This is a genomic window from Salimicrobium salexigens, from assembly GCF_900156705.1.
Taxonomy (GTDB): domain Bacteria; phylum Bacillota; class Bacilli; order Bacillales; family Halobacillaceae; genus Salimicrobium; species Salimicrobium album.
The window spans coordinates 1-26,677 of record NZ_FTOK01000013.1; the positions used below are offsets into that span (position 1 = coordinate 1).

28 protein-coding genes are annotated in these 26,677 nt (G+C 45.8%); 23 read left to right on the forward strand and 5 right to left on the reverse strand.

What is annotated here, in order from left to right; all coding sequences use genetic code 11:
• On the forward strand, nucleotides 1-177 hold a 177-nt coding region (locus BW931_RS12120), incomplete at its 5' end, for an ATP-binding protein (RefSeq protein WP_143541866.1).
• 526 nt (nucleotides 178-703) lie between these two features.
• On the opposite strand, the gene BW931_RS13570 is transcribed toward BW931_RS12120, so the two are convergent.
• Both BW931_RS13570 and BW931_RS12130 read right to left on the reverse strand, forming a co-directional pair.
• On the reverse strand, nucleotides 704-913 hold the full coding sequence (locus tag BW931_RS13570) for a hypothetical protein (RefSeq protein ID WP_008590711.1): 210 nt from the start codon (nucleotides 911-913) through the stop codon (nucleotides 704-706).
• Nucleotides 914-1,078: 165 nt separating this feature from the next.
• On the reverse strand, nucleotides 1,079-1,312 hold the full coding sequence (locus BW931_RS12130) for a helix-turn-helix transcriptional regulator (RefSeq protein ID WP_076572609.1): 234 nt from the start codon (nucleotides 1,310-1,312) through the stop codon (nucleotides 1,079-1,081).
• Between the two features lie 440 nt (nucleotides 1,313-1,752).
• Between BW931_RS12130 and BW931_RS12135 the strand changes: the two genes are divergently transcribed.
• The 6 genes from BW931_RS12135 (at nucleotide 1,753) to BW931_RS13725 (ending at nucleotide 7,400) form a co-directional block, all read left to right on the forward strand.
• Nucleotides 1,753-3,147 (forward strand): alanine/glycine:cation symporter family protein, encoded by a 1,395-nt coding sequence (locus BW931_RS12135; RefSeq protein WP_076572611.1) that lies wholly within the window; start codon nucleotides 1,753-1,755, stop codon nucleotides 3,145-3,147.
• 175 nt (nucleotides 3,148-3,322) lie between these two features.
• Nucleotides 3,323-4,279: a glycosyltransferase family 2 protein gene (locus BW931_RS12140; protein ID WP_076572613.1), complete on the forward strand. Its 957-nt coding sequence runs from the start codon at nucleotides 3,323-3,325 to the stop codon at nucleotides 4,277-4,279.
• 160 nt (nucleotides 4,280-4,439) lie between these two features.
• Nucleotides 4,440-5,234, forward strand: a complete 795-nt coding sequence (locus tag BW931_RS12145) for a mechanosensitive ion channel family protein (protein WP_084193936.1) — start codon at nucleotides 4,440-4,442, stop codon at nucleotides 5,232-5,234.
• A 150-nt stretch (nucleotides 5,235-5,384) separates the two neighbouring features.
• Nucleotides 5,385-5,600, forward strand: a complete 216-nt coding sequence (locus BW931_RS13715; RefSeq protein WP_234972636.1) for a hypothetical protein — start codon at nucleotides 5,385-5,387, stop codon at nucleotides 5,598-5,600.
• The gene (locus BW931_RS13720) at nucleotides 5,551-6,339 is read left to right on the forward strand and encodes an acyltransferase family protein (protein WP_234972637.1); all 789 of its coding nucleotides are present in this window, start codon (nucleotides 5,551-5,553) and stop codon (nucleotides 6,337-6,339) included. Before BW931_RS13715 ends, BW931_RS13720 begins: the two co-directional genes overlap by 50 nt.
• Nucleotides 6,285-7,400 (forward strand): acyltransferase family protein, encoded by a 1,116-nt coding sequence (locus BW931_RS13725; RefSeq protein ID WP_234972638.1) that lies wholly within the window; start codon nucleotides 6,285-6,287, stop codon nucleotides 7,398-7,400. The genes BW931_RS13720 and BW931_RS13725 overlap by 55 nt, the downstream gene beginning before the upstream one ends.
• Before the next feature lie 41 nt (nucleotides 7,401-7,441).
• Here BW931_RS13725 and BW931_RS12155 read toward each other — a convergent pair whose 3' ends face one another.
• Complete coding sequence (locus BW931_RS12155) at nucleotides 7,442-8,002, reverse strand: DUF6241 domain-containing protein (protein WP_076572616.1); 561 nt, start codon at nucleotides 8,000-8,002, stop codon at nucleotides 7,442-7,444.
• 173 nt (nucleotides 8,003-8,175) lie between these two features.
• Here BW931_RS12155 and BW931_RS12160 point away from each other — a divergent pair, with 173 nt between their 5' ends.
• The 4 genes from BW931_RS12160 to asnB all read left to right on the forward strand — a co-directional run bounded on the left by BW931_RS12160 (nucleotide 8,176) and on the right by asnB (nucleotide 12,995).
• On the forward strand, nucleotides 8,176-9,552 hold the full coding sequence (locus BW931_RS12160) for an outer membrane protein assembly factor BamB family protein (protein ID WP_076572617.1): 1,377 nt from the start codon (nucleotides 8,176-8,178) through the stop codon (nucleotides 9,550-9,552).
• A gap of 65 nt (nucleotides 9,553-9,617) precedes the next feature.
• Nucleotides 9,618-10,397, forward strand: coding sequence for a 3'(2'),5'-bisphosphate nucleotidase CysQ (cysQ, locus tag BW931_RS12165; protein WP_076572619.1), 780 nt, complete (start codon nucleotides 9,618-9,620; stop codon nucleotides 10,395-10,397).
• Between the two features lie 53 nt (nucleotides 10,398-10,450).
• Complete coding sequence (locus tag BW931_RS12170; RefSeq protein WP_076572620.1) at nucleotides 10,451-11,017, forward strand: YdcF family protein; 567 nt, start codon at nucleotides 10,451-10,453, stop codon at nucleotides 11,015-11,017.
• 73 nt (nucleotides 11,018-11,090) lie between these two features.
• Entirely contained in the window at nucleotides 11,091-12,995 is a 1,905-nt protein-coding gene (asnB, locus tag BW931_RS12175; protein ID WP_076572622.1) for an asparagine synthase (glutamine-hydrolyzing), read from the forward strand.
• A gap of 67 nt (nucleotides 12,996-13,062) precedes the next feature.
• Here the strand turns inward: asnB and BW931_RS12180 are convergent, their stop codons facing one another.
• Nucleotides 13,063-13,965, reverse strand: a complete 903-nt coding sequence (locus tag BW931_RS12180; RefSeq protein ID WP_076572623.1) for an LCP family glycopolymer transferase — start codon at nucleotides 13,963-13,965, stop codon at nucleotides 13,063-13,065.
• A gap of 122 nt (nucleotides 13,966-14,087) precedes the next feature.
• Nucleotides 14,088-14,828: a helix-turn-helix domain-containing protein gene (locus BW931_RS12185; RefSeq protein WP_076572625.1), complete on the reverse strand. Its 741-nt coding sequence runs from the start codon at nucleotides 14,826-14,828 to the stop codon at nucleotides 14,088-14,090.
• 235 nt (nucleotides 14,829-15,063) lie between these two features.
• Here BW931_RS12185 and BW931_RS12190 point away from each other — a divergent pair, with 235 nt between their 5' ends.
• The 12 genes from BW931_RS12190 to BW931_RS12250 all read left to right on the forward strand — a co-directional run bounded on the left by BW931_RS12190 (nucleotide 15,064) and on the right by BW931_RS12250 (nucleotide 26,616).
• Nucleotides 15,064-15,921 carry a glycosyltransferase family 2 protein gene (locus BW931_RS12190; RefSeq protein ID WP_076572627.1) on the forward strand — a complete coding sequence of 286 codons (858 nt, stop codon included), beginning with the start codon at nucleotides 15,064-15,066 and terminating at the stop codon, nucleotides 15,919-15,921.
• A gap of 461 nt (nucleotides 15,922-16,382) precedes the next feature.
• The gene (locus BW931_RS12195; protein WP_076572629.1) at nucleotides 16,383-17,054 is read left to right on the forward strand and encodes a sugar transferase; all 672 of its coding nucleotides are present in this window, start codon (nucleotides 16,383-16,385) and stop codon (nucleotides 17,052-17,054) included.
• Between the two features lie 49 nt (nucleotides 17,055-17,103).
• Nucleotides 17,104-18,111, forward strand: coding sequence for an EpsG family protein (locus tag BW931_RS12200; RefSeq protein ID WP_159435711.1), 1,008 nt, complete (start codon nucleotides 17,104-17,106; stop codon nucleotides 18,109-18,111).
• A 79-nt stretch (nucleotides 18,112-18,190) separates the two neighbouring features.
• On the forward strand, nucleotides 18,191-18,940 hold the full coding sequence (locus tag BW931_RS12205; RefSeq protein ID WP_234972639.1) for a YveK family protein: 750 nt from the start codon (nucleotides 18,191-18,193) through the stop codon (nucleotides 18,938-18,940).
• Complete coding sequence (locus BW931_RS12210) at nucleotides 18,930-19,616, forward strand: CpsD/CapB family tyrosine-protein kinase (protein WP_076572633.1); 687 nt, start codon at nucleotides 18,930-18,932, stop codon at nucleotides 19,614-19,616. The genes BW931_RS12205 and BW931_RS12210 overlap by 11 nt, the downstream gene beginning before the upstream one ends.
• Before the next feature lie 47 nt (nucleotides 19,617-19,663).
• Entirely contained in the window at nucleotides 19,664-20,971 is a 1,308-nt protein-coding gene (locus tag BW931_RS12215; protein WP_076572675.1) for a lipopolysaccharide biosynthesis protein, read from the forward strand.
• Between the two features lie 93 nt (nucleotides 20,972-21,064).
• The gene (galE, locus tag BW931_RS12220) at nucleotides 21,065-22,153 is read left to right on the forward strand and encodes a UDP-glucose 4-epimerase GalE (protein WP_076572635.1); all 1,089 of its coding nucleotides are present in this window, start codon (nucleotides 21,065-21,067) and stop codon (nucleotides 22,151-22,153) included.
• Between the two features lie 73 nt (nucleotides 22,154-22,226).
• Nucleotides 22,227-23,069: a glycosyltransferase gene (locus tag BW931_RS12225; protein WP_076572637.1), complete on the forward strand. Its 843-nt coding sequence runs from the start codon at nucleotides 22,227-22,229 to the stop codon at nucleotides 23,067-23,069.
• A gap of 619 nt (nucleotides 23,070-23,688) precedes the next feature.
• Nucleotides 23,689-25,542 carry a heavy metal translocating P-type ATPase gene (locus BW931_RS12235; protein ID WP_076572640.1) on the forward strand — a complete coding sequence of 618 codons (1,854 nt, stop codon included), beginning with the start codon at nucleotides 23,689-23,691 and terminating at the stop codon, nucleotides 25,540-25,542.
• A gap of 193 nt (nucleotides 25,543-25,735) precedes the next feature.
• On the forward strand, nucleotides 25,736-25,969 hold the full coding sequence (locus tag BW931_RS12240) for a heavy-metal-associated domain-containing protein (protein ID WP_066189340.1): 234 nt from the start codon (nucleotides 25,736-25,738) through the stop codon (nucleotides 25,967-25,969).
• Between the two features lie 47 nt (nucleotides 25,970-26,016).
• Entirely contained in the window at nucleotides 26,017-26,316 is a 300-nt protein-coding gene (locus tag BW931_RS12245) for an iron-sulfur cluster repair di-iron protein, ric (RefSeq protein ID WP_076572642.1), read from the forward strand.
• Nucleotides 26,317-26,382: 66 nt separating this feature from the next.
• On the forward strand, nucleotides 26,383-26,616 hold the full coding sequence (locus BW931_RS12250; protein WP_066189344.1) for a heavy-metal-associated domain-containing protein: 234 nt from the start codon (nucleotides 26,383-26,385) through the stop codon (nucleotides 26,614-26,616).
• Nucleotides 26,617-26,677: the final 61 nt, after the last annotated feature.

Sequence of the window (26,677 nt, forward strand, 5' to 3'; positions counted from 1 at the left end):
CTGTACGAACGAAGTTCGATTATCTTAACATCGAACAAAGGTCCTGAAGAATGGGGAGAACTCCTTGGAGATCAGGGAATCACCACAGCTATTTTGGATCGTATTCTCCATCGTTCCGAGGTTCTTCATTTTGATGATAAGAGTCACAGAATGAAGAACCGCAAGTCTTTATTTTAACCGAAAAGTGTCCAAGCCTACCGAGCAAAAAGTGTTCAGAAAGACTTGACGGTTACAGGTCTTCAAAATGCACGAATCACTCCATGATATTAACAGTAAAATAAAAGTGCAGGAAGACGATAGGGATATGTAAAGTAACATCAAATACGGGAAGCAATAGTAAATAATCATTTAGGCTATTAAGTCTCCTCAACAATTTAATTCTCATTTTTGTCTCGGCGCAATACGCGGTTGAGAGAAATGAGAATTAAAGTTTTAGGGAGTTTATATTTTAAAATATCTGAATGTTCTGTTATTAAAATAAGCAATAAGAAATTAGTTTGTATTTAGCAAGAGAAATTTTCCGATTATAGAGCCGATAATCATACCGAAATATGTAGATGTAGTTTTATGAAGACGGAGGAAAACGAACAGTACTCAGTCCTGGTGGTGGGAAGACATTCACCTTAGTCTAGTTAGTTACAGCCAGTTCGTCGAAAGTTACAACGTCATTTTTGTATTTAGAATTACATAAAAGTTGAATCAATTAATTTGTGAAAAGGTCACGGTTATCCGAAATTATGCGACGAAGTATGGTGGCGAGCACTTTGTTCAAATCTTTCCCTTCGACCTGGTAAGGCATATGATAGAAGACTGACCGGGCGTAGAAATAATTCTCTCCCAGAACTTCAATATCGATGAATGTGTCGGCCAGGGGAAAGCGGAGGTAACGTTTTTTAGTGAAGATGAGAATCACCTTTTTCTATTAGGATGGATGTTGCAAAGGGGAGGGGAAGAGGAGGGTGCTATTTGTAAGAAACGAATAAGATCGGAGATGAAAGCTATTCCCTGGTTTTTCATGCTGTTTGTAACTGAAAGGGCTTTATGGCAGGAAATTGTAAGGCAGCTGGGACCTCAGAATTTATGAGCCGCTTCTGCCCGTATTTCTTACGAGAGCTTCCGGCTTTGTATCCAGGGCTTCCGCAATTTGATAAAACAATAGTATGGAAGCATTTACCTCCCCGCGTTCAATCTTCCCTATGTATGAGCGGGAAATTCCGGCTTCCCACCCCAACGTTTCCTGCGACATGTTTCTTTCCATTCGTAAGAGTCTTATGTTTTGTCCTAGTTTTTGCAGAGGAGTTAAATTAGTCATAGTTTTATATTCTTATGGAGGTTCAATTTATACTACGTTCTCACAGGAGCATTTTGTAATAATATGTAAAACGAACTCTTTTTAATAGAAAATTTCAGTCAAATAGAGATTAATAGCTGCAGTCAGTATTTTTGAGGTCCATCCCTTTCGCTTCTTTTATAAAAGTGAATCATCCCTTTTTTACAGTTCCGTGGGAAAATCGAAAACGTTCATCGGTTTTACAGTAGCTTATTTCCAAGCATCTCCCTTTAGGTATTTTCGTTTCATGAAAGTGTATGAGTAACAAGTAGATCTTATTCGCTATCCAAATTGACAGACAATGGAATTTAACATAAGATTGATTAAACTTCATTGGACGAATTAGTGTTTCCGGGATAGAATTTCTACATACGAGTTGTAAGCGATTACTTGATCACGGAGACGAACCTAGGAGGGCTTGGATGGAACAATTCACGGAAATCATTTCAAAAATTACCGAAATCGTATGGGGTTTGCCTATGATTATTTTACTGCTGGGCGGCGGTGTCTTTTTGACATTGAAGCTCGGATTCTTTCAGTTCAGGCATCTGCCGCATATTCTCGGTGAAACACTTGGAAAGATGTTCAAAAAAAGTGATCATCCGGGCTCGGTGTCTCCTTTCCAGGCGACGACAAGTGCTCTTGCGGCGACGATGGGAGCGGCGAACATCGTCGGGGTACCGGTGGCGATTGCTCTCGGGGGGCCGGGATCGATTTTTTGGATGTGGATTGTCGCTCTGATCGGTATGGCTACGAAATATTCGGAAGTCGTCCTCGGTATCCGGTACCGGGAGACGAACGAGAAGAATGAGTACGTCGGCGGCCCGATGTACTACATACGGAAAGGACTTGGCTGGAAGAAGGTCGCGTATTTTTTTGCGTTCGCCCTTATGCTTGAAATCATCGCAAGTACGATGGTCCAGGCGAACTCCGTGGCGGAGACGATCAACGGATCATTCGGTATCTCCCCGCTATGGACCGGGCTCGTCGTTATGCTTCTCGTCGGTATGGTGGTTATCGGCGGCATTAAGCTGATCGGAAAAGTGACGGAGAAGCTGATTCCGGTTATGATTCTCGCTTACATAGCAGGTGTACTTACAATTCTTATCATCAACATCAGTGAAGTGCCGCAGGCTTTTCTGTTGATTTTTGAATACGCTTTCCAGCCGATTTCCGCTGCGGGAGGTTTCCTTGGTGCCGGGGTGGCTGCAGCTATACGCTGGGGGCTGGCACGCGGATTGTACTCCAACGAAGCAGGGATGGGCACCGCGCCGATCGCCCACTCGGCTGCGAGAAACGATCACCCGGCCAGGCAGGGGTTCTGGGGTGTGTTCGAAGTCATTATGGATACGCTCGTCGTCTGTACGATGACCGCCATGGCTGTTCTTACGACGGGGGCCTGGAAGGAAGTTGGTCCGGACAGCGCCGCCGACATGGTACCGACGGCTTTCGCGACGATATTCGGCTCTTCCCTCGCAGGAAGCATCATCTCTCTTATTCTGTTTTTCTTCGTTATTACTACTGTGCTGATTATCGTCTACTACGGGGAGAAGCAGGCGGAGTTTCTATTCGGTCGTAAGTTCTCGCTCTTCATGCGCTACGTCTACCTCGTGGCTATCGTTCTCGGTGCCATAGGCGGGCTGAAATTCATCTGGCAGTTCCTCGATCTGCTGCTGGCGATGATTGTTATCCCTAATATGATTGCTGTCGTATTTTTAAGTAAGCAGGTGAAGTCGATTACGGACGATTACTTCAGGAACTACTTGCGCGGGGAAGGCGAAAGTAAGTATAGAGGAAATGGAGAGCAGCAGGAGTAAGGCAGAGGCGTTTTTTTGCCTTACTCCTCTTTTTACATCTTATTGAAAAAGCAGTTCCCGACAGGAATTGTTTTTTATTTTGTTGTTTTGTTTTTTATAATGAATTAGAATAGATTATAGAGAATGGAAATTTCATGAGGGTTGCTGAGAAAAATTCGCTTAAAGGAGAGGGTATATGTTGGTGAAATTATCGATCATCGTCCCCCACTTCAATTCCTCCGGATCTTTGGAGCGACTTGTTGCCTCTATCCCTGCCCGTCATTCAATTGAGATTATTATCGTGGATGATCATAGTGACCCTGCCGAAAAAGCGAAGCTGGAAGTGCTGCGTGATAAGTTTTATAAACACCGGCTTCTGTTTCTGTCGAACGGAGCTGGGAAGAAAAGTGCCGGTGCTGCGAGAAACGAAGGTCTTTATCACGCATCAGGTCAGTGGGTTCTGTTCGCTGATGCGGACGATTACTTTCTGGACGGTTTTTATGAAAAGGTGAGTGCTTTTTTTGAAAGTGCTTACGATATCGTATATTTCACTCCGGTAAGTGTGTATAACGGTACTGACGAACAGGCGGACAGGCACGTGAAGTACGAAGGTCTCGTTAAGAACTATGTGAAGGAAAAGAATCGTACGGCTGAAATAAAATTGAGGTATCAGTTCGAGGTGCCGTGGTCGAAGCTGCTCCGCCGTTCGTTGATTATGAGGAATTACATTAAGTTTGATGAAGTTATGCATGCTAACGACGTCCTTTTTTCCGTAAAGAGCGGTTATTACGCGCGGAAGATTTATGCTTCTGACGAACGGATCTACTGTGCGACGAAAGACAGCGGCAGTTTGACCACTGTCGTAACGGAGAAATCGTTTGATACCAGGTGCCACGTTTTCCTTAGGGAACATTATTTTCTAAAAGACCACGTATCAAAAGCGGAGTTTGAAATCATCGAACCGAACGGACGTTACTACCTGCTGGGGGCGCGGAAGTTCGGCATACGGAAAGTGTGGGGAGTGTATCGAGCATTAAGGAAACAGAAAGTGAAAATTCTTACACGACGGATGTTCAACCCGTTCTGGTTCAAAGACAGGTACAGAAAAGTGAAAAAGGAAGATGAGGAGAAAGAGAGATTTATGAATAAGTAATGAGAGCAGGGCAGAGGATTCTTCTGCTCTTTTTTATGTTCGGACTTGTGGCTGTTGCTAATCGGTAATTTCCATTTTTTACGTTGTTCGCTGAATGAAAAGAATGTAAGATAGGGTTGGAATTCATAAATTATCAATGCGTAAAGAGGAGGAGTTTTTCGTGGATTGGTTGGAAATTGTTTTACCTATCGCCAAGAGCATAGCTCTTGCGCTTATTGTACTGCTTGTGGGACTTGCAGTTATCCGAGTTATAACGAAATTCGTAGCTAAAGGAATAGACCGTTCGAAAATGGACGATACGCTGAAGCCGTTCCTGACTTCCATGGCCGGGACGATTCTGAAAATCTTGCTGGTATTGACAGTCGTTCAGATTCTAGGCGTGGATATCACATCTTTCGTCGCTATTATTGCAGCTGCCGGGTTCGCTATTGGTCTTGCCTTCCAGGGGGCGCTGGCTAACTTCGCCGGCGGTGTGCTGCTGCTTACCCTTCGCCCGATCCGGGTCGGAGACTACGTGGAAGGCGGCGGCTACAGCGGTACCGTACAGGGGATCAAGATTCTTTATACAGAGCTCGTCACTCCCGACAACAAAGTCATCTTCGTGCCGAACGCTTCGTTGTCCAACACCGGACTGACGAACTACAACGTCAAGGAAACGAGACGTGTGGACTTTGCGTTCGGAGCAGGATATGAAACGAATGCAGACTACGTGATCCAGTCTCTTACGGAAATCGTCAGTAAGCATCCTCTCGTGTTTCAGGATCCGGCTCCGTTCGTTAAAATTTCCGAACACGGAGAGAGTGCTGTCGTTTATACCGTACGCGTCTGGTCGAAGTCGGAGGACTACTGGACCGTGCACTTCGACGTAATGGAAGACGTGAAGAAATGGTTTGAAAATGATGAATTGTCCATCCCTTATCCGCAGATGGACGTGAACGTAAGTCAGAAACAATAGGCTGTTACAGTCGAATGGAGAGGTGGTGCCGTGGGCATTGCCTCTCTTTTTATGATTCATTGAAAAGTTATACCAGTTGATGTATTATTACGTTGCATAATAACCGTTTACAGTGATCGGAATATATTAAAGATAATGGAGAGGGTAACCATGGACAACAGAGAAAAAAGCAGAGACTTGAGAGCGCCGGAGAAGCGCTTCCGTCCTGAACTCGAAGGAGTGCGTGCAGTGGCCGCCCTTCTGGTGGCTATTTATCATATCTGGTTAGGCTCTGTGTCGGGGGGGCGTAGATGTATTCTTTATCGTATCCGGCTATTTGATTACTACTTCGCTTCTATCTCGGATGGTGAAATACGGGCGCATTAATTTGGCGGAATATTTATTGGGCCTTGGCAAGCGTCTCTTCCCGGTCGCATACGTAGTCATTATAACGGTCGCCCTGTTGTCCATCGTCATTATGCCGCTTTCGCAGTGGCCTCAGCTCATTTCGCACATGTTTTCTTCCGCTTTTTATTTCCAGAACTGGCAGCTGGCATTTAATGCGGTCGATTATCTGGCTCAGACCAATAACTCCAGCCCTTTCCAGCACTTTTGGGCGCTGTCTCTGCAGGGGCAGTTTTACGTAACCTGGCCTTTAGTCATTTTTCTAAGTGTAATGCTGGCTAAGAAATTGCTGAAGACGCCTGTCAGAAAGACGCTTCTCGGTGTACTTACCTTTATATTTATAGCTTCTATGTCCTACTCCATCTATATTACGGAAGTGAACCAGCCGTGGGCTTATTTCGATACTTTCGCCCGGGCCTGGGAATTCAGTCTCGGCGGAATGCTGGCACTCCTGCTTCCATATCTGCGGTTACCGAAGAACGTCAGTTTCGGTTTAGGCTGGGCAGGACTTGCGGTCATCTGCCTGACAGGTATTGTCGTACCTGTATCGAGCGTGTTCCCGGGTTACGCTGCACTTTTACCTATTTCCGGAGTCATCATGGTCATTCTGCGGCAGAAATCGGGCACGGATTCGGGGTGGAAAAACTCCTCGGCTCCAAGCCTTTCATGTATTTCGGAGGGATTTCCTACGGGTTTTACCTGTGGCACTATCCGCTTCTGATTTTCTACTACAATTATTTCGGTACGGACACGATTCCAATACAGTGGGGGTTGCTCATTCTCGTCATCACTTTCGTGTTATCGGTAGCTTCAGTGAGACTGGTGGAGTCACCTATCCGTACGATTAATCTGAGAGAAGCGAAAGGGAAAGTCGCTGCCGTTCTCGTGGCGCTGGTCGTCCCGGTGCTGGCCGTATACTTTTCCTGGGACATCTATGCCTCGCAGGCGAAAGATAATCTGAACGACGATTATAATCAGCAGGATTACCCGGGGGCTTTGGCGATGGAAGAAGGGGTGGAAGCGCCTGAGGGGGTGGAGCCTATCCTCAATCCTCCCGGTTCGGAAAGCAACCTGCCTGAATTCTATAGTGACAAAGACTGTTACACCGATCTCGAGGAGGAAGGCGTGAGCCACTGCTCCTACGGTCAGACCGAAAACCCGGACTATACGGTAGCTCTGGTGGGAGGCTCCCACACAGGCCACTGGTTCCCGGCGCTGAATCGTCTCTCGGACGAATTGAATATGCAGATTGATGTGTACAACAAGGATGGCTGCAGATTCACCACCGACGATTTCGGAGGTGCCATGAATGAATCATGCATGGAATGGAACGAAAAAGTGATAGAACCCCTCCTTGAAGACCCACCGGATATGGTTTTCGGTACAGCTACCGTGAATAATATGCCGAAGGTGCCGGAAGGGTATATCGAGCAGTGGGAGAAGCTGGAGGGCGTTACCGAAGTGTTCGCCATCCGGGATAACCCGCGAATGGGGGAGAGGATCCCTGAATGTCTGGAGACGAAATCCGAAGAGGAGTGTTCGATTGAACGGGAAGGCTCCTTGCCGAAGACTCCGCCGTGGGAAATAACAGAAGGTATTCCGGATAACGTAACGTTTGCCGATCTGTCGGAGTACTTCTGTGACGAGGATACCTGCCACTCCGTAGTAGGTAACGTCATCGTTTATCGGGACGTGCACCATATCTCGAACCTTTATTCCTATACGCTGGCCGAACCGTTGAAGAAACCGCTGAGAGAAGCTCTGGAAAATCTGGATGAATAGTAAAAGAAGCCATAGCCGGCGATGCGGCTATGGCTTCTCTGTTACTGGGCGGATTCGATATACGCCTGTTCTTCCTCTTCGCTCAGGACGCCGGTCGCTTTGCCGACGTTTCCGCCCTGCATCCTCCATATAATATTGTGGTGTTCATCGACGTTGCTGAAATTTCCGTTACTCCAGGCAGTCAGTATATTTTCATACTGATCCCCTTCACTGTATTCATTCGTCTTCACTTTATCGGAGAGCCAGCTGATCCGCTCATCGGTTATACGGTAAAAGCCCCACTTCTGTTCGGCCTGTACTTTCTGGTGACTCATCTGGTGGATGTAATCCCGGATGGTCGATTCAGGGACAGTGTCAGCTTTCTTCTCATCCCCGAACGGATTCAGTTCCTCCTCGTCCGAGGATTCCTCGAACTTCTCCTTAGATAGTTCTTCGACTTTTTTCTCCTCTTCCTTTTTCCCCGGTTTCCCGTCTTTGGAATCGGACGGTTCTTCTTCTTTCGTTTCGGAGCTTTCCGTATCTGTTATGTAAAAGTAACCCCAGGTCCCCGCTCCGGCAAGAAGCAGAATACCAAGCGTCCACAGAATCGTTTTCCTGACCATAATAAAGCCTCTCCTCTCCTTGCATTCCATCTACATGCTATCGATGATATACTGGGAATTCAAGAGAGAAAAAATAGGCAGGCCAATTATTTGTATACGTTTTCGCTACGGGGAGAAGGGTAAGTTTGGTAAGTATAATAAGAGAACGTCTATCACGATGGAGGAGGTCACCGATGAAGAAACGAGTCCGTAATGTAATGTTATCCGCTTTATTTTTGACGGGGAGCCTGATGATGACGGAGCAGGCATCTGCTGCGAAAGTCGGTCCGGAGGAGTGGACGGAGTACCGGATGAATTCCGAAAACAACCCCGTATATAACAGCAGTTTCGACGAAGAGATACAGGATGTCATCGAAACGAACAACCAGATACGGTCGACTCCCGTGATTGTCGGTAACAATGCCTACATAGGAAATCACGAGTCCGGCGATCTTTACTCTTATAATCTGGTCGAGGGTACGATGAACTGGGAAGCAAAAGCTCCGAACTGGGTACACTCGGAAATGATTTATGCCGAAGATAATCTGTTCGTAGGTTTCGGAAACCGCTATTTCAAAGAAAATGGAACGAGAGGAACAGAAGACAGTGGGGTTCTCAGTCTGAATCCCGAAACGGGGGAGACCCGCTGGAAGTTCGAAACCGACGGCGAGGTGATGCCGACACCGGCTTTTCATGACGGGACGGTATACATTGTAGCCGGAGATCGACACCTGTATGCCGTGGATGCAGAGAGCGGGGAAGAAGAGTGGAACTTAGAACTCGGCCACGTGATGAGTATGTCCTCTCCGACGATTGAAGACGGGATGCTGTACGTAGGGGGAGGGGCGCCTACGCCTTACACATTCACAGCCGTCGATCTTGAAAAGGAAGAAATCAGCTGGCAGACGGAATTCCCGGAAGCCTACGCGGGGCTTGATGACGTACCGCCGGTCATCTATGAAGATTCCGTCATTACAACAGCTCTTGAGGGGGAAGAGGACGACAATCCCACCCACATGATCTACGCCATGAATACCGATAACGGAGAGATGAAATGGAAAGACAGCCTTGGCCAGGGGGAAATGGTGAAAAATAATAAGTCGGGAGCCCCGATGATTTATGAAGACCAGGTATTCGTCGCGAGTCCGATTACCAAATCCTATTACGCTTACAACGCGGCGGACGGGGAACAGAATTGGAAGTACGAGGCGAACGTTAGTAAGGCGCCTCCGGTTGCGGAAGACGGGACCGTGTACTTCACAGATAAAGAAGGGTTCGTGTACGCTTTCGATACCGAAACGTATGAGCTGCTCGGGAGTAAGGAACTCGGAGGAGTCCTGGCCCCCTCCGGCCCGGTACTGATGAACGGAACTCTGATTGTCGGGAGTCAGGACTCGAACGTGTACGCCCTTCCCACCAGTGACGTCAGAGGTTCCTCGGACGCTTCCTTTTTTTGGACGAGTCCGCTAGGAATAATCCTGTTCGCCGCGACGGCACTGCTCGCCGTGGTGCTTCTGTTCATATTAAGGAAAAGGACAGCCAGGAAAGATCCCCGGAGAGTAGGGAAGTAGAGGCCCTCCGGCGGGGAATCATGTATAATAAACAATAAATTATAGTGAACTAGGGGGAGAAACATATGGAACAAGCGATTGCAGCTGCTCTTAAGGCAGGTCAGGAAATTATGAAGATTTATGAAAGCGAAGACTTCGATGTCGAAACGAAAGAGGACGATTCACCGCTCACCCGGGCGGACCGTGCCGCTCATGATATTATCGTGAAGAAACTGGAGGAGGGAGAGGACTCCCTTCCGATTTTAAGCGAAGAAGGAAGTTCCATTTCCTACGAGGAGCGTAAAGAGTGGGGAGAATTCTGGCTCGTCGATCCGCTGGACGGCACGAAAGAATTTCTGAAGAAGAACGGGGAATTCACCGTGAACATCGCGCGGATCAAAGACGGAAAACCGGTATTCGGCGTCGTGTATGCTCCGGCCCTTGAGGACCTTTACGTAGCGGTCGAAGGGAAAGGATCCTTTAAACTCACTTCCGTCCTGCGTCCGGAGTGGGAGAAAAAAGCGACGGTACTGCCGGCTCTCCCTGCAGCAGGAGATACGGCACGCATCGTCGCAAGCCGTTCGCACATGTCCGAAGATACGAAGGAGTTCATCGGAGACCTCGAAATGACGTATGACTCTGTGGAAACCGTTTCTGCGGGAAGTTCACTTAAGTTCTGCCTCGTTGCCGAAGGAGTGGCCGATTATTATCCGCGCTACGCTCCTACAATGGAGTGGGACACGGCAGCCGGTCAGGCAATCGTCGAGCTTGCCGGCGGCTCCGTCGGTGTCGCCAATTCGATTCATTCGCTCACATACAACAAAGAGGATCTGCATAACCCGTGGTTCCTCGCCACACGAGGATAAGATCCGGCACTCCTTTACGGGGTGCCTTTTTTTACGATAAGGGGAGGTCTGTTATGCAAACGAAGAAAAAAGTGATCGCCGGTGTTCTTCTGTTATTTTTTCTGATTTTCCTGGCTGTCGTTATCACATTCACTGTACTCGGGCGTGACTTTCTCGTTATCAAAGAAAAACCGAAGCCTTCCGAAGTGATATACGTGCTGGACGGAAGCCCCGGACGGGTGGAGCGTGGTTTCGCACTTTATAAGGAAAGGTACGCGGGACGCCTCATCCTCTCCGGAGGCGTTCAGCCGGAGGATGCAGAAGCGTTCCCAGGACTGAAGACGGCTGCCGTCACCGGTACTCCGGAAGCGGAAAGCACGTGGGAGGAAGCGAGGAATATGGAAAAGATAGTGAAAGAAGAAGGGATACGGACGCTGCTGGTCGTTACGGACGACTACCACTCCAGAAGAACGAAAATTGTTTTTGATAAAGTGATCGGAAACGAAAATGTAAACGTAAGCTATGCGACGGCAGATACCCCGTTCGATCCCGAAAGCAAGTTGACGGAAGAACAGCATCTGACTGCTTTCCGGGAGTACGTGAAACTGATGTTCTACCGGATCAGACTTTTATTTGAATGAATGGAAATAAAAAGGTGATGATATCATTCGAATGGTGGTATAATAGTCCTGTGTTAATTGAAGGAGGTTAACTATGTGCGGTTTTATCGGTGTCCTCAGAAACGTTCCCGGTCCTATGACAGAAGAAGACAAACTGCTCTTCCGGAAGAAAAACAATCTTCTCACGCATCGTGGTCCTGATGAGGAAGGAATATATCACGACGAATATATATCTTTCGGGTTCCGGCGGTTGAGCATCATAGATATTGAAAACGGTCAGCAGCCGCTGAGCTACGAAAATGAAAGATATTCTCTCGTATTCAACGGAGAAATCTACAACTATATCGAATTACGGGAAGAGTTACAGAAAGAAGGCTATACGTTTGCGACCGAGTCCGACACGGAAGTCATCGCCGCTCTATTCGAGGCGAAGCGTGAAGACGCATTCCGCCGTCTGCGCGGCATGGTCGCCATCCTTCTCTGGGACAAGCAGGAAGAGATGATGTACGGAGCCAGAGATCCTTTCGGAATCAAACCTATGTATTACTCGGTGGAGGAAGATGGGACGTATTTCGCTTCGGAGAAGAAGTGCCTTACGTTTGATGATGATCCGGTCGACGTGGACGAAGAAGCCCTGAGCCATTATTTAAGTTTCCAGTACGTTCCCGAACCATGGACGATGACGGCCAGCATCCGGAAAGTACCGGCCGGTCACTATTTCACTCAGAAGCCGGGCGGGGCCGTAACATTCACGCAGTACTGGAGATCTGAATTTACTCCTGTAATCATGGAGAAGGGGAAGTGGGTCCATCGTGTCCGCGACGTTATGTATGATTCGGTGGAGAAACATATGCGGAGTGACGTCGAAGTCGGTTCTTTCCTCTCCGGCGGGATCGACTCCAGTCTGATTGTGGCCATGGCCAAAGACATCCACCCCGGCCTCCGCACGTTTTCGGTCGGATTTGAAAGAGAAGGATATTCCGAAGTGGATGTAGCCCGGGAAACCGCGGAGAAGCTCGGAGTGGAAAACCACTCCTACATGATCTCGCCGGAAGAGTATGTGCGTAAACTTCCGAAAATCATGTATCACATGGATGATCCTCTTGCGGATCCTGCCTGCGTCCCTCTATATTTCGTCGCAAGAGAAGCGCGCAGGCACTCCACCGTCGTTCTCTCCGGCGAAGGGGCGGACGAGCTGTTCGGCGGCTACAACATTTACCGGGAACCTCAGTCGTTGAAGGCCTTCACAAAAATTCCCCGGCCGGTGAACTACTGGCTGAACCGCGTCGCGTCGATCATGCCTGAAGGGGTGAAAGGGAAAAGCTTCCTTGAACGCGGTACGACCCCGCTCCGCGACCGCTATATAGGGAATGCGAAAATGTTCGAGGAGAAAGAAAAACAGGAGCTGCTTCGAAACCACACCGAACCTCCGTATCAGAAAGTGACGGAAACCCTTTTTGATGCAGCGAAAGATTATGATTACGTCCATCAGATGCAGCATGTGGATATCCACACCTGGCTGCGTGGGGACATTCTGTTGAAAGCGGACCGGATGACGATGGCTCACTCGCTTGAACTGCGGGTCCCGTTTCTTGATAAGGAAGTATATGATGTAGCGAAACACATTCCGGCGGATCTGAAGATAGCGAACGGAACCACGAAGCACATTTTACGGGAAGCAGCGGAAGGTATTGTGCCGGATCACGTACTGGACAGGAAGAAGCTCGGGTTCCCCGTGCCGATCCGTGAGTGGCTGAAGAATGAAATGTACGACTGGGCACGGACGCTTATTTCCGAAAGTGAAACCGGGCGATACTTCCACAAGGAGTACGTCCTCGGGCTTTTAGAAACGCACCGGAGTGGCAAACATGATTACAGCCGGAAGATATGGACGGTACTCATGTTTATGCTGTGGCACCAGGTTTTCGTCGAGAAACGCTATTCGTTTGAAGAACTCATTTCGGAAGACAAAACAGAAAGCAAACTGACTCTCGTGTAACGACAAAGAAGCCTGACGGATGGGTATCCGTCAGGCTTCTTCTTGTGTGAGGGTTGATGGAACGTTATTAGTTACCGTTGATGAGAGATTTCGCTTTGGCGATCTCTTCATCGGGCATCTGCATGTAGTAGATGCCGTCGATGGTCACACCGCTGCCTTTCATCTGGTACGTGTCGATATTCTGACCGGACTTCCGGTAATCCTGGAACAGCATCTTCATCGTATCGAAGTCGGCGTTCGTCGTGACGTTGCCGCCGAGGACGTCCAGAATCCCCTGGATTTTGCTGACCGAGGAGAAGGAAGCGGCTTTGTCGACCACCCCTTTGATCACTTCACGCTGTCTTTCGTTACGGCCGAGGTCGCCGTTAGGATCGTTCTTTCTCATTCGTGCATATTCAAGCGCTTCGTTTCCGCTTAGATCAATCTCCCCTTCGGGAAATTCGATCCCTCCCTGAGTGAAAGCTCTGTCGTTAGTGACAGTCACTCCGTTCACGGCATCCACCAGTTCGACGAGACCTTCCATGTTGATTCTTACGTAGTAGTCAAGCTCCATATCCATGAACGTCTCTACCGTATCCACAGCCATATCGACTCCCCCGAAAGCATAGGCGTGGTTGATTTTATCCATCCTCCCGCTCTCCGGTTCATTCCCGCCGAGCACCGTTCTGGTGTCTCGCGGTATGCTGATCATATTGGTCTTCTCCTTGGACGGCTGGACGGAAGCGACGAGGAGGGTATCCGATCTTCCGCGGTCGCCTTCCCGCTCATCGACGCCCATCAGCAGTATGTTGATCGTTTCTTTATCTTCGACTTTTTTCTTCGTTTCTTCATGATCGATAGAGGTGACCGGCGAATGCATATTGCTGTTCACCGTCGTTTCTGCCTGGCTGTATACATATCCGGCGTACGTCCCGGCTCCGAAAAACAATAAAATAGCGACAATTGCAGTGATTTTTCCAAGTTTCTTCAAATGAAACCCTACTTTCCAAGTGTAGTGGTAGTACCGGTTCGCGATGCGAAACCATTATTCTTTATTTTACCACAAAAGCTGGCGTACGTGAGAAAAGCATGGAAAGATTTTGGAAATTTCTTTTAAAAGGAGTGGGCTTTCCGGTATTTTAGCGGGGTCGTCCCCATCACTTCCCTGAATTTCCTTCCGTAAGTGGTGACAGAGGAGTATCCGTATTCCGATGCCACGTCCTTGATCGAATAGTCGGTGAAGATAAGATGTTCCGTGGAAGCTTTTATCTTCTTGCGGTGGATATAGGAAGTGATCGTTTCCTGCATTTCTTTTTGGAAAATGGAAGACAGATAAGGAGAGGAGATATCGAGTTCTTCTGCTACAGTACTCAGCTGCAAATCCCGCGACTTCACTTTTGTATTGATGAACTGGATAGCCTTGGCGACATGCGGGTTCGTTATCGTATCGAATTCCTTCACGCTCGAGGCGTACAGATCAATGATCTTGTCCGTCAGAAAACGTGCCCCCGACTCCGCCTGCTCCGCCTTCATCTCGTCAATCGTGTGGAACAGGGAGAAGACCTGAGCCATAGACATCAGGGTGAGATGCCTGGCCTCGGACTGAAGACTTGCTGAAGCGAGAATGCTCTTCCAGAAAAACTGGATGCTTTTCCACTGTTCCGGGTCCGGGTATTCCTCATAACAGAAACCGGTGGAGTGGAAAACGTTATAGAGACTCTCCCGGTCGTTGTCGGCGAGAGAACGAGTGATGTTATGAACGTCTCTCGAGGTTGTGGAATGCGAGTTAAGATGATCCACAGCCCGCATAGTCTCATCCAGACGTTTCAAATAAATATGTTCAGCTGACTCCAAAGGGAATAACCTCCTTTCTGAAATTCCGTCATTATTTAAATTTATAATACACTAGTCCTAGGTAAAAGTGAAAAAAAAGGTTCTTTATAATCATACAAGCGCATTTTTTTGAATAGCTATGAAGGTGAAAAGCATCTTTTGTTCTTTATAAAATAAATTTGTTTTCTTTTTAGATACCTACGTGTATACTGAACGTAATGATGAATGGAATGTCAGGACCGGGAGGGGCAGCGGAATGAAAAATCATAAGTTCTCCTTAATCTTATGTACGCTCGGAAGAACGGATTTGGTAGGGGATTTTATAACGTCAATATCTTCACAGACGTATCAAAATTTGGAACTTATCATTGTCGATCAGAATGAAGACGAGAGAATCCACGAGCTGTTGAAGAGAATGGAGCCGGATTTTCCCGTTCTTCACTTGAGTTGTGAAAAAGGCCTGTCCAAATCCCGCAATGAAGGTTTGAAATATGTATCCGGGGAGATTGTAGCCTTTCCGGACGATGACTGTTTGTACCCGGAGAATTTACTGCGGAGAATCAACGATTTTTTCGACGAGAATAATTTAGATGTGCTGGCGATTAAAATGAAGAACAGCGTCCCGACAGGAAGAAAAGTACAGGAAAATACGAAGTCCCAGTTCGTTCATAAATACAATGTTATCGGTCTGATGGCCTCTATCTCCTCTTTTTATAAAAAAGAAGTTATCGATCAAGTCGGCGCGTTCGATGAAAGGCTTGGCCTCGGAGCGAATACGATATTCCAGGGCTGTGAGGATTACGATTATCCGATCCGGGCTCTTAAAGAGGGGTTTATCATTTATTACACGAATACGATAGAAGTACTGCACCCCTGGGATTATGAAATGGTTGATAAAAACAAAGATTTGAAAGGTCGATCTTATAACGGGGGAGCGGCCGAAATGTTTCTTTTGAATAAGCATAACTATTCTCTTTTCTATCGACTGAAACGGATATTCAGGAGAATAATGGTGAGTTTGTACTATATGTTGAAGCGAAACCGGTATAAAGCAGGTCTCAGTATTGCAATTTTAAGAGGTATGATTGCTCACTTCAGGTATCGCCCGGGGTAGGTAGTATAAACGTAGCATCTTTACAGAAGCAGAGCCTCCTCCGCTGGGAGAGGCTCTTTTATATAGAAGGTTTCGGGACTGTAATCAACATCATTCTTTATAAAGAATTTAAAACAGGGAAGTACAAAAAGGTTTTGTTCTTTATAAAATATATATTTTCATTATTTTAAACAAAGGCTAGGCTTTTTGTAAACGATGTAGTATAATACTAAACAAGACCAGAAGAAAAAATAGCGAATTTCCGGATTGTAAATAAAGAGTGAAAGGAGTGGATTCAGTTTATCGTTCCTTATTAAGAACGAAGGCTGTGTTTTCCGAAAAAAGTGAGCTTCAGCGTGAGTCTTTTATTTTTTGCCGGTTTGTTCTTTATAAAGAATAAAATAACTTTAATAGAAATGAACCTTCAGCAATTGCAGGAAAGAAACGGGCGATCTTTTAACAGGAAAAGGAGTGACTTTAATATGGAAAACTCTGTTGTTCAGAAAAAACCCGTCCCACGTCCCTCCGGAAGATCATTTCAGGGAGTCGTTAAGAGAAGTCTCGATATTATTTTAAGCGTGATCCTCCTCATGGTTTTGACACCTGTGTATGTGCTCATTGCTGCTGCTATCTATATAGAGGACGGCGGTCCGGTTCTGTTCAGACAGACACGCACCGGTAAGGATGAAAAACTTTTCCGTATGTATAAATTCCGATCTATGCGAGTAGTGATGAAAGAGGAAAGGTCGGACGGAAAGATGTACAGCTGGACGAACGGTGTACCGGATGATTTCGTATTCAAAAGCTGCTCTGAGTGGCATCCGGATGTCACCAGAGTGGGAAGGTTCATTCGGAAGTTCAGTCTGGACGAACTGCCTCAGCTGGTGAACGTCTTAAAAGGCGAGATGAGTGTGATAGGACCAAGACCGGAAGTTCCGGAAATCACAGACTGCTACAGTGCCGCTCAGAAAAGAAGGCTGGAAGTGAAACCCGGCATCACCGGATGGGCTCAGGTAAATGGAAGAAGTGAAATAAACCACGGTCAGAAAGTACATTTCGATAACCATTACGTCGATCATCTGTCATTGAAAATGGATGTGAAAATCTTTTTTCTTACCATATTGCAAGTACTGAAAGGAAAAGGTGCTGTGTAATGAATGGCAAATGGAAGAAAAGGGTTACCGGGTTCGGGAGGAAAAGCTGATGGGAGCATTGATGGGTTTCTATGTAAATACGTTCCTGCTCGCAATCGTCAATCTGAAATTGCGCAACAGAACACTCGGTTTTTTACTGATAGCATCCCTTTTAATCTTTTCTGCTTTCCGGAAAAATATCGGTACGGATTTCGAGTCTTACTTTCTTCTTCAAAAGGCAGCGGATGTAAATCTGGACTATGTATATTTTGAACCGTTCCACAAACTGTTGTTTTTCCTCGGTACGGTCACAGGTTATGAATACGCTTATTTCGTGCTTACTACCCTGTTCATCTTCTTCTTTCTCGTCAAAATCCTTAAAGATCATGCGAAAGTGGCGCCGGAACTTACCCTGATTTTTCTCACTTCCGGATTCTTCTTCTATTCGTTCAACGGTATCAGACAGTTTATGAGCATCATCGTCTTTCTGTACGCTGTGAAGTATCTGGAGAAGAACTTACTGAAGTACTTCCTGTACATCGGTCTTGCGATCACCGTACACTACAGCGCTATGATTCTGCTTATCGTACCGTTCGTATTGAAAGGTCTGAAAAAGGTACCTGACAAACTGTTTATTTTCATTATACTTTTCTCTATAGCGTTCTCACCAGTAATTAACATAGCGATAGAGTTCGTCGTCGAAAGTGTTCCTATCCTGGAGACTTACTCCTTCTACGTTCGCGAAGATTTTGTAGAGGTAAGCGCCAAACACTTTATGGAACGGCTGGCGTGGGTTGTGTTGGCGATGTTTCTGATACTCGGCACCGGAAAAAATGTCAAAAATAATTTTTACTACCTGGTGCTGTTCGGAATCATACTTCGGCTGGTTCTGCCACTTTCCTTATCGAGAATAGCCCTGGACTTCCTGATGGTACAGATGCTGCTTTTCCCTTATCTGCTCAGCTTGACCGGCACTAATGTAAACCGGAGTATCAGAACTGTAGTGCTGGCGTTCTCTCTTATCCTGTTCTGTACGTACCTGTTAACCAACACTTCCCACATTTTCGGTATCAGATAGAACTGGAGGGATTATACTGTCCCCTTGTTCTTTAAAAAGCGCGTTACGACTATTCATAAAACAAAAGGGGCTGTTACTAGTGGAAAATGGTTATTCGACCATGGAACTTCTGCTTATATTGAAACGACGCTGGCTGGTTATCACTCTCATAGTAATTCTGGGGCTCGGAGCGGGTGCTTTCGTTACGCTTTACGTAATGACTCCTCAATACAAGATGTCCTCGGAGTTCATCGTTAACCAGGCTCAGCCGGTTTCTACAGAGAGTAATTCAGTGACATCAGAGAGTATAAGATCGAATATCGAACTGATCAACACGTATAACGTCATCATTAAAAGTCCTGCCGTGCTCGACGAAGTGACTTCGTGGCTGGGTCTTGAAATGAGCGCAGAAGAACTCAAAGACAAAATATCGGTATCGAGTGCCGAAGAATCACAAGTAGTCAAAGTCACGGTAGTCGACGCAAGCCCGGAGAAAGCAGCCGAAATCGCTGATACTACGGTCCTTACTTTTAAAGATAGTATCCCTGAACTGATGAACGTAGATAACGTGCAGATTCTTTCGGAAGCTGCCCCGGCCGGGGAGGCTGTTCCGGTCAGCCCTAATATAATGCTGAACCTGCTCATAGCTCTGGCGGGGAGTGCGGCTGTCGGAAGCGGAGTCGCTTTTATCCTCGAGACGTCGGATACGACACTTCGAAAAGAAAATGACGTAATCGAAAACCTCGGTGTACCGTTCATGGGTAGTGTCGAAGTAATTGTAGAAGAAGGAGAAGACTCCATCCCTGCTTCTAACACTGTGGAAATGAGAGGTGAGTCCATTGGTTCGTAAACAGACAGTAAATAAAAAAGGCGGTTACCTTGTTAACGGCAGACATTCTTTAGCGGCAGAGCAGTACAAAACCATCAGAACGAATCTGGAATTTGCGTCTGTAGATCGTAAACTCCGATCATTTTTCGTCACATCCCCGGGCCCGGGAGAAGGTAAATCTACAACTGCCGCCAATCTGGCTGCCGTTTTTTCGGAACAGGGGAAAAGAGTAATTCTTATTGATGCCGATATGCGTAAACCGACCCTTCATTATACGTTTTCCTCCGATAACGTGGTGGGTCTCAGCAATTATCTAGCCGGTCAGAAAACTTCCGTCACCAATGTAATTCAGGAAACAGCAGTGGAGAACCTGGATATAATAACGAGCGGGCCGGTTCCGCCGAATCCGGCTGAGTTGCTGGGCGGAAGTTCCGTGAAGACTCTTATGAACGAATTGAAGAGCACTTACGACCTGATCATTTTCGACACGCCACCCGTACTTTCTGTGACTGATTCACAGTTATTGGCCCCGCATACAGAGGGAGTAGTTCTCGTAGTGCGGAGCAGAAAGACAAGAAAAGAAGAAGCGAATAAAGCCAAGGAAGTGCTCCTGCACTCACGGGCCAGGATCCTTGGTGCGGTACTGAACGGTAATGAAATGGGAAGAAGGAAGAAAAACTATTATTACTACGCCTAGCAATGGGATATGCAAATAAGAAGTCAGAGCTTCGGGAAGGGATGCCAATGGAAAATATATTAGTGAAAATTTCACAGAAAACATTTGTCAGAAACGTAGTGATCGTAGCTTCCGGTACCGCCTCTGCGCAGGTAATTATGGTAGTGAGTTCTCAGTTTTTAACGAGAATATATGGACCTGAGGCTTTCGGCATGTTTGGAGTCTACTCTTCGATCATCGCCATCCTGGCTCCCGCAGTCGCCCTGACTTATCCTATTGCCATCGTATTACCGAAGTCGAAAGAGACAGCGATGAACCTGATGCGGCTTTCTTTTTACGTCACGCTACTGGTGGCGTTGCTGACGGCGGTGGTGCTGCTATTGTTCAATGACCTCATAGCATCAGTGTTCCATTTACAGGAAGTCGCCGCTTTTCTTTACTTTCTTCCATTCGTCATTTTCTTTTCAGGATGTCTGCAAATCATAGAGAACTGGCTCATTCGTACCAATCAGTATAAAGTTACGGCCCGTTCCATTATGGGTCAAACGACCATCGTTCAGGCAGGCATGGTCGGAATCGGTTTTTTCAACCCAATGGCAGCCGTACTGATTCTGTTCACTTCGATGAACCAGGTGTTGCGATCTTTTCTTATGGTGGCCGGTGCCGGGTACTTTCGACTCGGAAAACTCACGGCTTTTTTGAAACAGACGAATACGCAGGAGATGAAGAGGTCAGCGAAAAAATATTATGACTTCCCGGTTTATCGGACCCCTGAACTTTTGCTGAATGGATTCTCTCAGGGGTTCCCGGTTCTGATGCTGAGCAGTTTCTTCTCTCCTGCAGCCGCAGGGTTTTACGCCATAGGCAGAATCGCTCTCGATATGCCGGCTCATTTAATCGGGAAATCCGTTTCAGATGTTTTTTATCCCCGTGTTACGAAGGGGGCGAATAACTTTGAAAAGATCACTCCCATACTGATGAAAGCGACGGGGGTGATGGCTGTCATAGGTCTCCTCCCGTTTGGCCTCGTCATCCTGATCGGTCCGTGGTTATTCGAACTGGTCTTCGGAGAAGGATGGGCGATGGCGGGGGAATACGCCGTGTGGATTGCAGTGTGGGGATGGACAAGATTCCTGCAGGGACCAAGTACCAGTACTCTGCCGGTTTTGTCGGCGCAGGGGTTCCATCTCGTCTTCACGATCTGTTCCTTAAGTGTCCGGGTATCAGCGATGTTTGCCGGATACTGGATTTTCGGTGATGACCTTATAGCCGTGGCGTGTTTTTGTCTTGGAGGTGCGGTAATGAACGTACTTCTTGTGCTCATTACGTGGAAACGAACTCGCAGATTTGATACGGAGCGAAGTAGTTTGATATAAAAGGAAGAATTATACACTTTCGTTCGTTATATAGAATTAATTTTCTTCGGCGCCTGGAGGTATCGCGGATTTAAATAAAGGAGGACATTGAAAATGAAAAAGAATGCCCGTAACTCAAAAGGCACGGTTCTGGTCACGGGAGGAGCGGGGTATCTCGGCTCCCATACGAGTGTCGCCCTGCTTGAAGCCGGTTATAACGTCGTCGTCGCCGATAATCTCGCTAACGGATACGAAGAAAATATAAAGAAAGTGGAGGAAATTACCGGAGCGTCCGTCACCTTCTATCGGGCGGACGTAACAGATGAACAGGCACTACAAAAGATATTTACGGAACATTCGTTCGATGCGGTCATGCACTTCGCCGGACTGAAATCTGTTAAAGAATCCTTCGCGAGAGCGCTGGACTATTACCACACGAACGTCAGCGGAACTGTAACGCTGGCGAAAGTCTGTAACGCTTTCGGAGTACAAAAATTCATCTTCAGCTCATCCGCTACAGTTTATGGAGAGAACCAGGTTCCGTTTACGGAGCACATGCCGCTGAAGCCGACTATCAACCCGTACGGAGAAACGAAAAGTATGTGCGAACGCGTACTGCAGGATTTTTCATTGATGAATCCTGAGTTTTCCATAGCCATTCTTCGCTATTTCAACCCTGTCGGTGCTCATGCAAGCGGGAAGATAGGTGAAAACCCGCGCGGTATCCCTGATAATATCATGCCCTACATTACCCAGGTTGCGACCGGGAAACTTGAGAGGCTCCATATATTCGGGAACGATTACGAGACACCGGACGGAACGTGTATAAGAGATTTCGTCCACGTCATGGATATTGCCGAAGGACACGTGAAGACGATGGAACATCTGGATGGCGGGGCAGTCGTTTACAACCTCGGAACCGGAAAAGGGACGAGTGTGAAGGAACTGATTTATACATTCCAGCAGGTGAACAACATCCGTGTCCCGCATGAATTTGCAGCACGAAGAGAAGGAGACATAGAAATCTGTTATGCAGACACCGGAAAAGTCAACAGGGAAATCGGCTGGCGGGCGGCACGCACGGTAGCGGACATGTGCAGGGATGCATGGCAATACGAACTCGCTCTCATGAAAGAAAAGGCGACGCTGCTTGAAGCCTCAAGAGGAGGAGGGACTTTTATCGATATGGAAAAGAAAGTCTGATCTGCGGTCATGATCGACAGTCTTCGGAACATCTCGAACATCGGATCGATTACTGAAAAGGGGCGGTGGGACAATGAAATTCTCTGTATTGATTTCCGTATACGATAAGGAAACTCCCCGATTTTTCAAAGAAGCGTTGGAGAGTGTAGTGGAACAGACTAGGAAGCCGGACGAAATCGTTGTAGTAAAAGACGGAAGACTTACTGATGGACTGGAAGAAGTGCTTCGAACATTCGAGCGGGAGAATGAGCCGTTAGTGAAAATCGTGCCACTCGAGGAGAACGTGGGGCTCGGGGAAGCTCTCCGGACAGGGGTATGGCACTGTTCCCATCCTGTCATCGCCCGTATGGACAGTGATGATATAAGTCTTCCTCACCGGTTTGAAACACAGATCGATTATTTGAAAAGGCACGTAGATGTGGACCTTGTAGGAGGATGGATTTCCGAGTTTGATGAAAACGACTCCAGGAGGCATACGAGAACCGTACCCACGGGACATGAAACGATTAAGAGACGGGCCAGATACCGGAACCCGCTGAATCACGTATCCGTCATGTTCCGGAAACAGGCAGTGCTGAAGAGCGGAAATTACCAGACGTGCCTGTGGAATGAAGATTACTACCTATGGATCCGGATGCTGAGCAGAGGGTGCAGAATAGAGAATATTCCGGAAGTCCTCCTGGATGTAAGGACCGGGAAAGGGATGTACCAGCGCAGGGGCGGAAGAAACTATATAATGAATGAAGTGAAATTTCAAAGAATGATACTGGAATCGGGATTCATCTCTCGTTCGGAATTTGTGTTCAACGTATCGAGCCGCACATTTGTAAGAGTGCTTCCGAACGACGTACGTTCTCTGATATATACCCGGATGCTGAGGAAAAAGCCGGTTGTGCCTCAGGCTGCCGGAGAATAGAGCTTGAAAGCTGCGGTCCTTGAGTGGACGGCAGTTTTTTTATGTGGTCGTCCCCCGAATCCTGACGTTTGGGGGAGGAAATTCAGTGTGAAGGTCACGAAAAGGCTGAAAACCTTCCCTTTGGAGGAGAAATTATCTGTTGAAGGTAACAATTCGGGGTTAATCGTTACCTTCAGAGCTTTTTGAGAACGGTGAAGGTCACGAAAGAGACTTGATTGAGAAAGTGAACACGTGTTTCAGTGTTTTTTTCATTCAATTAGCAGTGAACAACAAAAAGCCCTGAAAAAATGAGCGATTCACTTAAAATAGCCAAATCTATTATTATACGGTCTCTATGTAAGATACAATAGAAGCATTTATTATTCCGACTTTTTTATCGTTTTATCAAACAAAAGGTTGTTTTCACATGTCTTATTTGTTTTTAACTAAGAAGTCGGGATAATCTGAAAGTCGGAATAAGTGGTGTGAGAGGTCGGGGGTTAGTCGCCCCCTCCTACTCGATTAATTTTTCACTTTTACAATAGAACTTGATCCTAATCAATTTTTATTTCATAGAAACATCCTATACTAGAGTCATCAACAAGGAATACAAATGAAAATGAAATTGGAGGGAATCAACATGCAAAGATATATATTAAGTAAAAAGAATTCCATTACACTGATCAGTGCAATTTTGATTGCACTTGCATTCTTCGGACAATTTTCCTTAGACAACATGGCCATTTTCAATTGGTCGCTCATCATTGCATCTATTCTTGGTGTAGCACCAATTGCGATTCAAGCCTTTCAGGCATTAAAAGTAAAAGTTGTCAGTATTGATGTTTTAGTTACCATTGCAGTAATTGGGGCAGTATTGATTCAAAATTATGAGGAATCAGCCATCGTTACTTTCTTATTCTTATTTGGTTCTTACTTGGAGCAACGTACCTTGAACAAAACACGTTCTGCCATTAAAGAATTAACAGAGCTGGCACCAGAAAGTGCTTTAAAGCAAATGGAAAATGGAGAATTTGAAGAAGTTGATGTCGATGATGTAGATGAAGGTGACATTTTATTAGTCAAAACGGGTGCAAAAGTCCCCGTAGATGGAACCGTGTTAACAGGTGAAGGTCACATCAATGAAGCAAGTATTACCGGAGAGTCTGTTCCAGTAAGCAAAAGGGTCGATTCTGAAGTATTTGCGGGAACAATCTTAGAAAATGGAACGATTCAAATTCGATCTGACCGTGTAGGGGAAGATACAACATTTGGTAGAATTATCGAATTAGTGGAAGAAGCACAGGATTCCAAATCAGAAGCAGAGCGGTTTATTGATCGATTCTCTAAATATTATACACCAGCTGTTTTAGTCCTTGGTTTTATTGTTTGGCTATTCTCAAAAGATATTGAACTAGCTATCACGATTCTTGTTTTAGGATGTCCAGGTGCATTAGTTATCGGGGTTCCTGTATCCAACGTTGCCGGTATCGGAAACGGTGCACGTAATGGTGTCCTCCTAAAAGGTAGTGAAGTTATCAATGACTTTAGCAGAGTAGATACTATCGTTTTTGATAAAACGGGAACATTGACAGTAGGAAACCCTGAAGTTGCCGAAAAAGAATTTTACGGCAACAACACTGAAGAAATTCTAGGATACTTAGCAAGTGTGGAGCGCGAATCGGACCACCCACTAGCAAAAGCTGTCTTACAGGATATTGGCGAGACAACTTTCTATACTGTTGAAGAAACCGAAGTCGTTAAAGGTGGCGGAATTGTAGCAAAAATAGGTGTTCATCGTATAGCCGTTGGTAACGTAGCTTTAATGGAAAAAGAAAATGTGAAATTAAGCGAAAAAGCTAAAAAAGACGTCGAACGCTTTGAGAAAAATGGGAATTCTCTTGTGTTAACTGCGGTTGACGGAGAATTAAAAGTTCTGATGGGTATTCGGGATCAAATCCGTCCAGGTGTTAAAAAAGATCTTCAAAACCTAAAAAAACTTGGAGTCAAAAACCTAGTCGTTCTTTCAGGGGACAACCAAGGAACCGTAGATTTAGTTGCTCGAGAACTTGGATTAACAGAAGCACACGGTCATATGCTTCCAGAAGGAAAATCCGCATATATTGAAAAAATGCAAGCAAAAGGCCAACTCATTGCCTTTGTCGGTGACGGAGTGAATGATAGTCCTTCATTAGCCTTAGCAGATATCGGAATCGCAATGGGAAGTGGAACAGATGTTGCAATTGAAACATCGGATGTCGTTTTAATGAATTCTGACTTTAGTCGTTTACCACACGCATTAGGCTTAACAAAATTAACTTCAAGAAACATGAAACAGAACATCACCATAGCAGTTGGTGTGGTATTAGTCTTACTTGCTAGCCTACTATTTAGTGAATGGATGAATATGTCAATCGGGATGTTGGTTCACGAAGCAAGTATCTTAGTAGTCATCTTGAATGGTATGAGATTGCTTCGATACCGTTTGAGAGGATAAATTTAATAGAAAGCGGTCTTGACGAATGATAAAGGGGAAGTATTCAGGTAGGAAGAACAAAATACTCCCCTACTTTTTTCTTAAAACTTGATTTGCGTCAATTTCATTTCGTAGAACCTCAGCTATACTTAAATTGTAAAGAAGAAGAGGGAAAACAAAAAAGTCAAAGATAAGATGAAAGGAGAAATAATTCATGCAAAAAGCAGTTATTCAATTAGAAACATTATCTTGTCCATCTTGTATGCAAAAGATTGAAAATGCGGTGAAAGGATTAAATGGGGTTAATCAAGATAGCTTAAAAGTATTATTCAATGCCAGTAAAGTAAAAGTAGATTTTGATTCAGAAACGATCACCGTTAACGATATCAAAAAGGCAATTGAAGACTTAGGATATCCCGTTGTTAAATCAAAAGTAAAATCTGCCTAAGACAAACACACATAACAAAAATTATATATAGAAAGAGGGAAATAATAATGTCTGAGCAAACATTTAACGAAGTAATAACAAACCATTTTGAAAAACTGGATTTATACACTACTGCGATTACACGGGCCCATGGTAAGAACCATCCAGAAGCCTTTGAAGTACGTGAACTATTTGAAAAACTCAGTAAAAAGGTAAAAGATGCTGGTGCAAACAAACCAGACTTGGATGTTGAATTTGCTCAGTTACGAAAAATCACAAACAACTACGCCATTCCTGGAGATGTATGTGAAACATATGCAGGCACCTACGAAATGTTATCAGAAGTAGACAAAGCATATCAGGCTTAAAAGTAACCCAAAAACAAAAGAATAAATTGGTTTACGGTCGTTAAAAAATGAAGGGAGAAATGATTTATGCAAAAAGCAACGATTCAATTAGAAACCTTATCTTGCCCATCTTGTCTCCAAAAGATTGAAAATGCGGTGAAAGGAATAAACGGTGTGAATCAAGATAGCTTGAAGGTAATGTTCAATGCTAGTAAAGTAAAAGTAGATTTTGATTCAGAAGCAGTCGTTATTAACGATATCGAAGAGGCAATTGAAGACTTAGGATATCCTGTTGTCAAATCAAAGGTAAAACCTGCTTAATCGAGTGAATAGAAAGGAAGCCTAAGATGCCCTCTTAGGCTTTTTATAAAAAGGAGAGGTT

Excerpts from the sequence above, each read along its gene's own strand:
- BW931_RS12245 (WP_076572642.1), top strand. The coding sequence starts at position 26,017 with ATGTCTGAGCAAACATTTAACGAAGTAATAACAAACCATTTTGAAAAA.
- BW931_RS12130 (WP_076572609.1), bottom strand. The coding sequence starts at position 1,312 with ATGACTAATTTAACTCCTCTGCAAAAACTAGGACAAAACATAAGACTC.
- BW931_RS12240 (WP_066189340.1), top strand. The coding sequence starts at position 25,736 with ATGCAAAAAGCAGTTATTCAATTAGAAACATTATCTTGTCCATCTTGT.
- BW931_RS12225 (WP_076572637.1), top strand. The coding sequence starts at position 22,227 with ATGAAATTCTCTGTATTGATTTCCGTATACGATAAGGAAACTCCCCGA.
- BW931_RS12135 (WP_076572611.1), top strand. The coding sequence starts at position 1,753 with ATGGAACAATTCACGGAAATCATTTCAAAAATTACCGAAATCGTATGG.
- cysQ (WP_076572619.1), top strand. The coding sequence starts at position 9,618 with ATGGAACAAGCGATTGCAGCTGCTCTTAAGGCAGGTCAGGAAATTATG.
- BW931_RS12190 (WP_076572627.1), top strand. The coding sequence starts at position 15,064 with ATGAAAAATCATAAGTTCTCCTTAATCTTATGTACGCTCGGAAGAACG.
- BW931_RS12140 (WP_076572613.1), top strand. The coding sequence starts at position 3,323 with ATGTTGGTGAAATTATCGATCATCGTCCCCCACTTCAATTCCTCCGGA.
- BW931_RS13725 (WP_234972638.1), top strand. The coding sequence starts at position 6,285 with ATGTATTTCGGAGGGATTTCCTACGGGTTTTACCTGTGGCACTATCCG.
- galE (WP_076572635.1), top strand. The coding sequence starts at position 21,065 with ATGAAAAAGAATGCCCGTAACTCAAAAGGCACGGTTCTGGTCACGGGA.
- BW931_RS12215 (WP_076572675.1), top strand. The coding sequence starts at position 19,664 with ATGGAAAATATATTAGTGAAAATTTCACAGAAAACATTTGTCAGAAAC.
- BW931_RS12200 (WP_159435711.1), top strand. The coding sequence starts at position 17,104 with ATGGGAGCATTGATGGGTTTCTATGTAAATACGTTCCTGCTCGCAATC.
- BW931_RS12170 (WP_076572620.1), top strand. The coding sequence starts at position 10,451 with ATGCAAACGAAGAAAAAAGTGATCGCCGGTGTTCTTCTGTTATTTTTT.
- BW931_RS13715 (WP_234972636.1), top strand. The coding sequence starts at position 5,385 with ATGGACAACAGAGAAAAAAGCAGAGACTTGAGAGCGCCGGAGAAGCGC.
- BW931_RS12235 (WP_076572640.1), top strand. The coding sequence starts at position 23,689 with ATGCAAAGATATATATTAAGTAAAAAGAATTCCATTACACTGATCAGT.
- BW931_RS12160 (WP_076572617.1), top strand. The coding sequence starts at position 8,176 with ATGAAGAAACGAGTCCGTAATGTAATGTTATCCGCTTTATTTTTGACG.
- BW931_RS12250 (WP_066189344.1), top strand. The coding sequence starts at position 26,383 with ATGCAAAAAGCAACGATTCAATTAGAAACCTTATCTTGCCCATCTTGT.
- BW931_RS12155 (WP_076572616.1), bottom strand. The coding sequence starts at position 8,002 with ATGGTCAGGAAAACGATTCTGTGGACGCTTGGTATTCTGCTTCTTGCC.
- asnB (WP_076572622.1), top strand. The coding sequence starts at position 11,091 with ATGTGCGGTTTTATCGGTGTCCTCAGAAACGTTCCCGGTCCTATGACA.
- BW931_RS12195 (WP_076572629.1), top strand. The coding sequence starts at position 16,383 with ATGGAAAACTCTGTTGTTCAGAAAAAACCCGTCCCACGTCCCTCCGGA.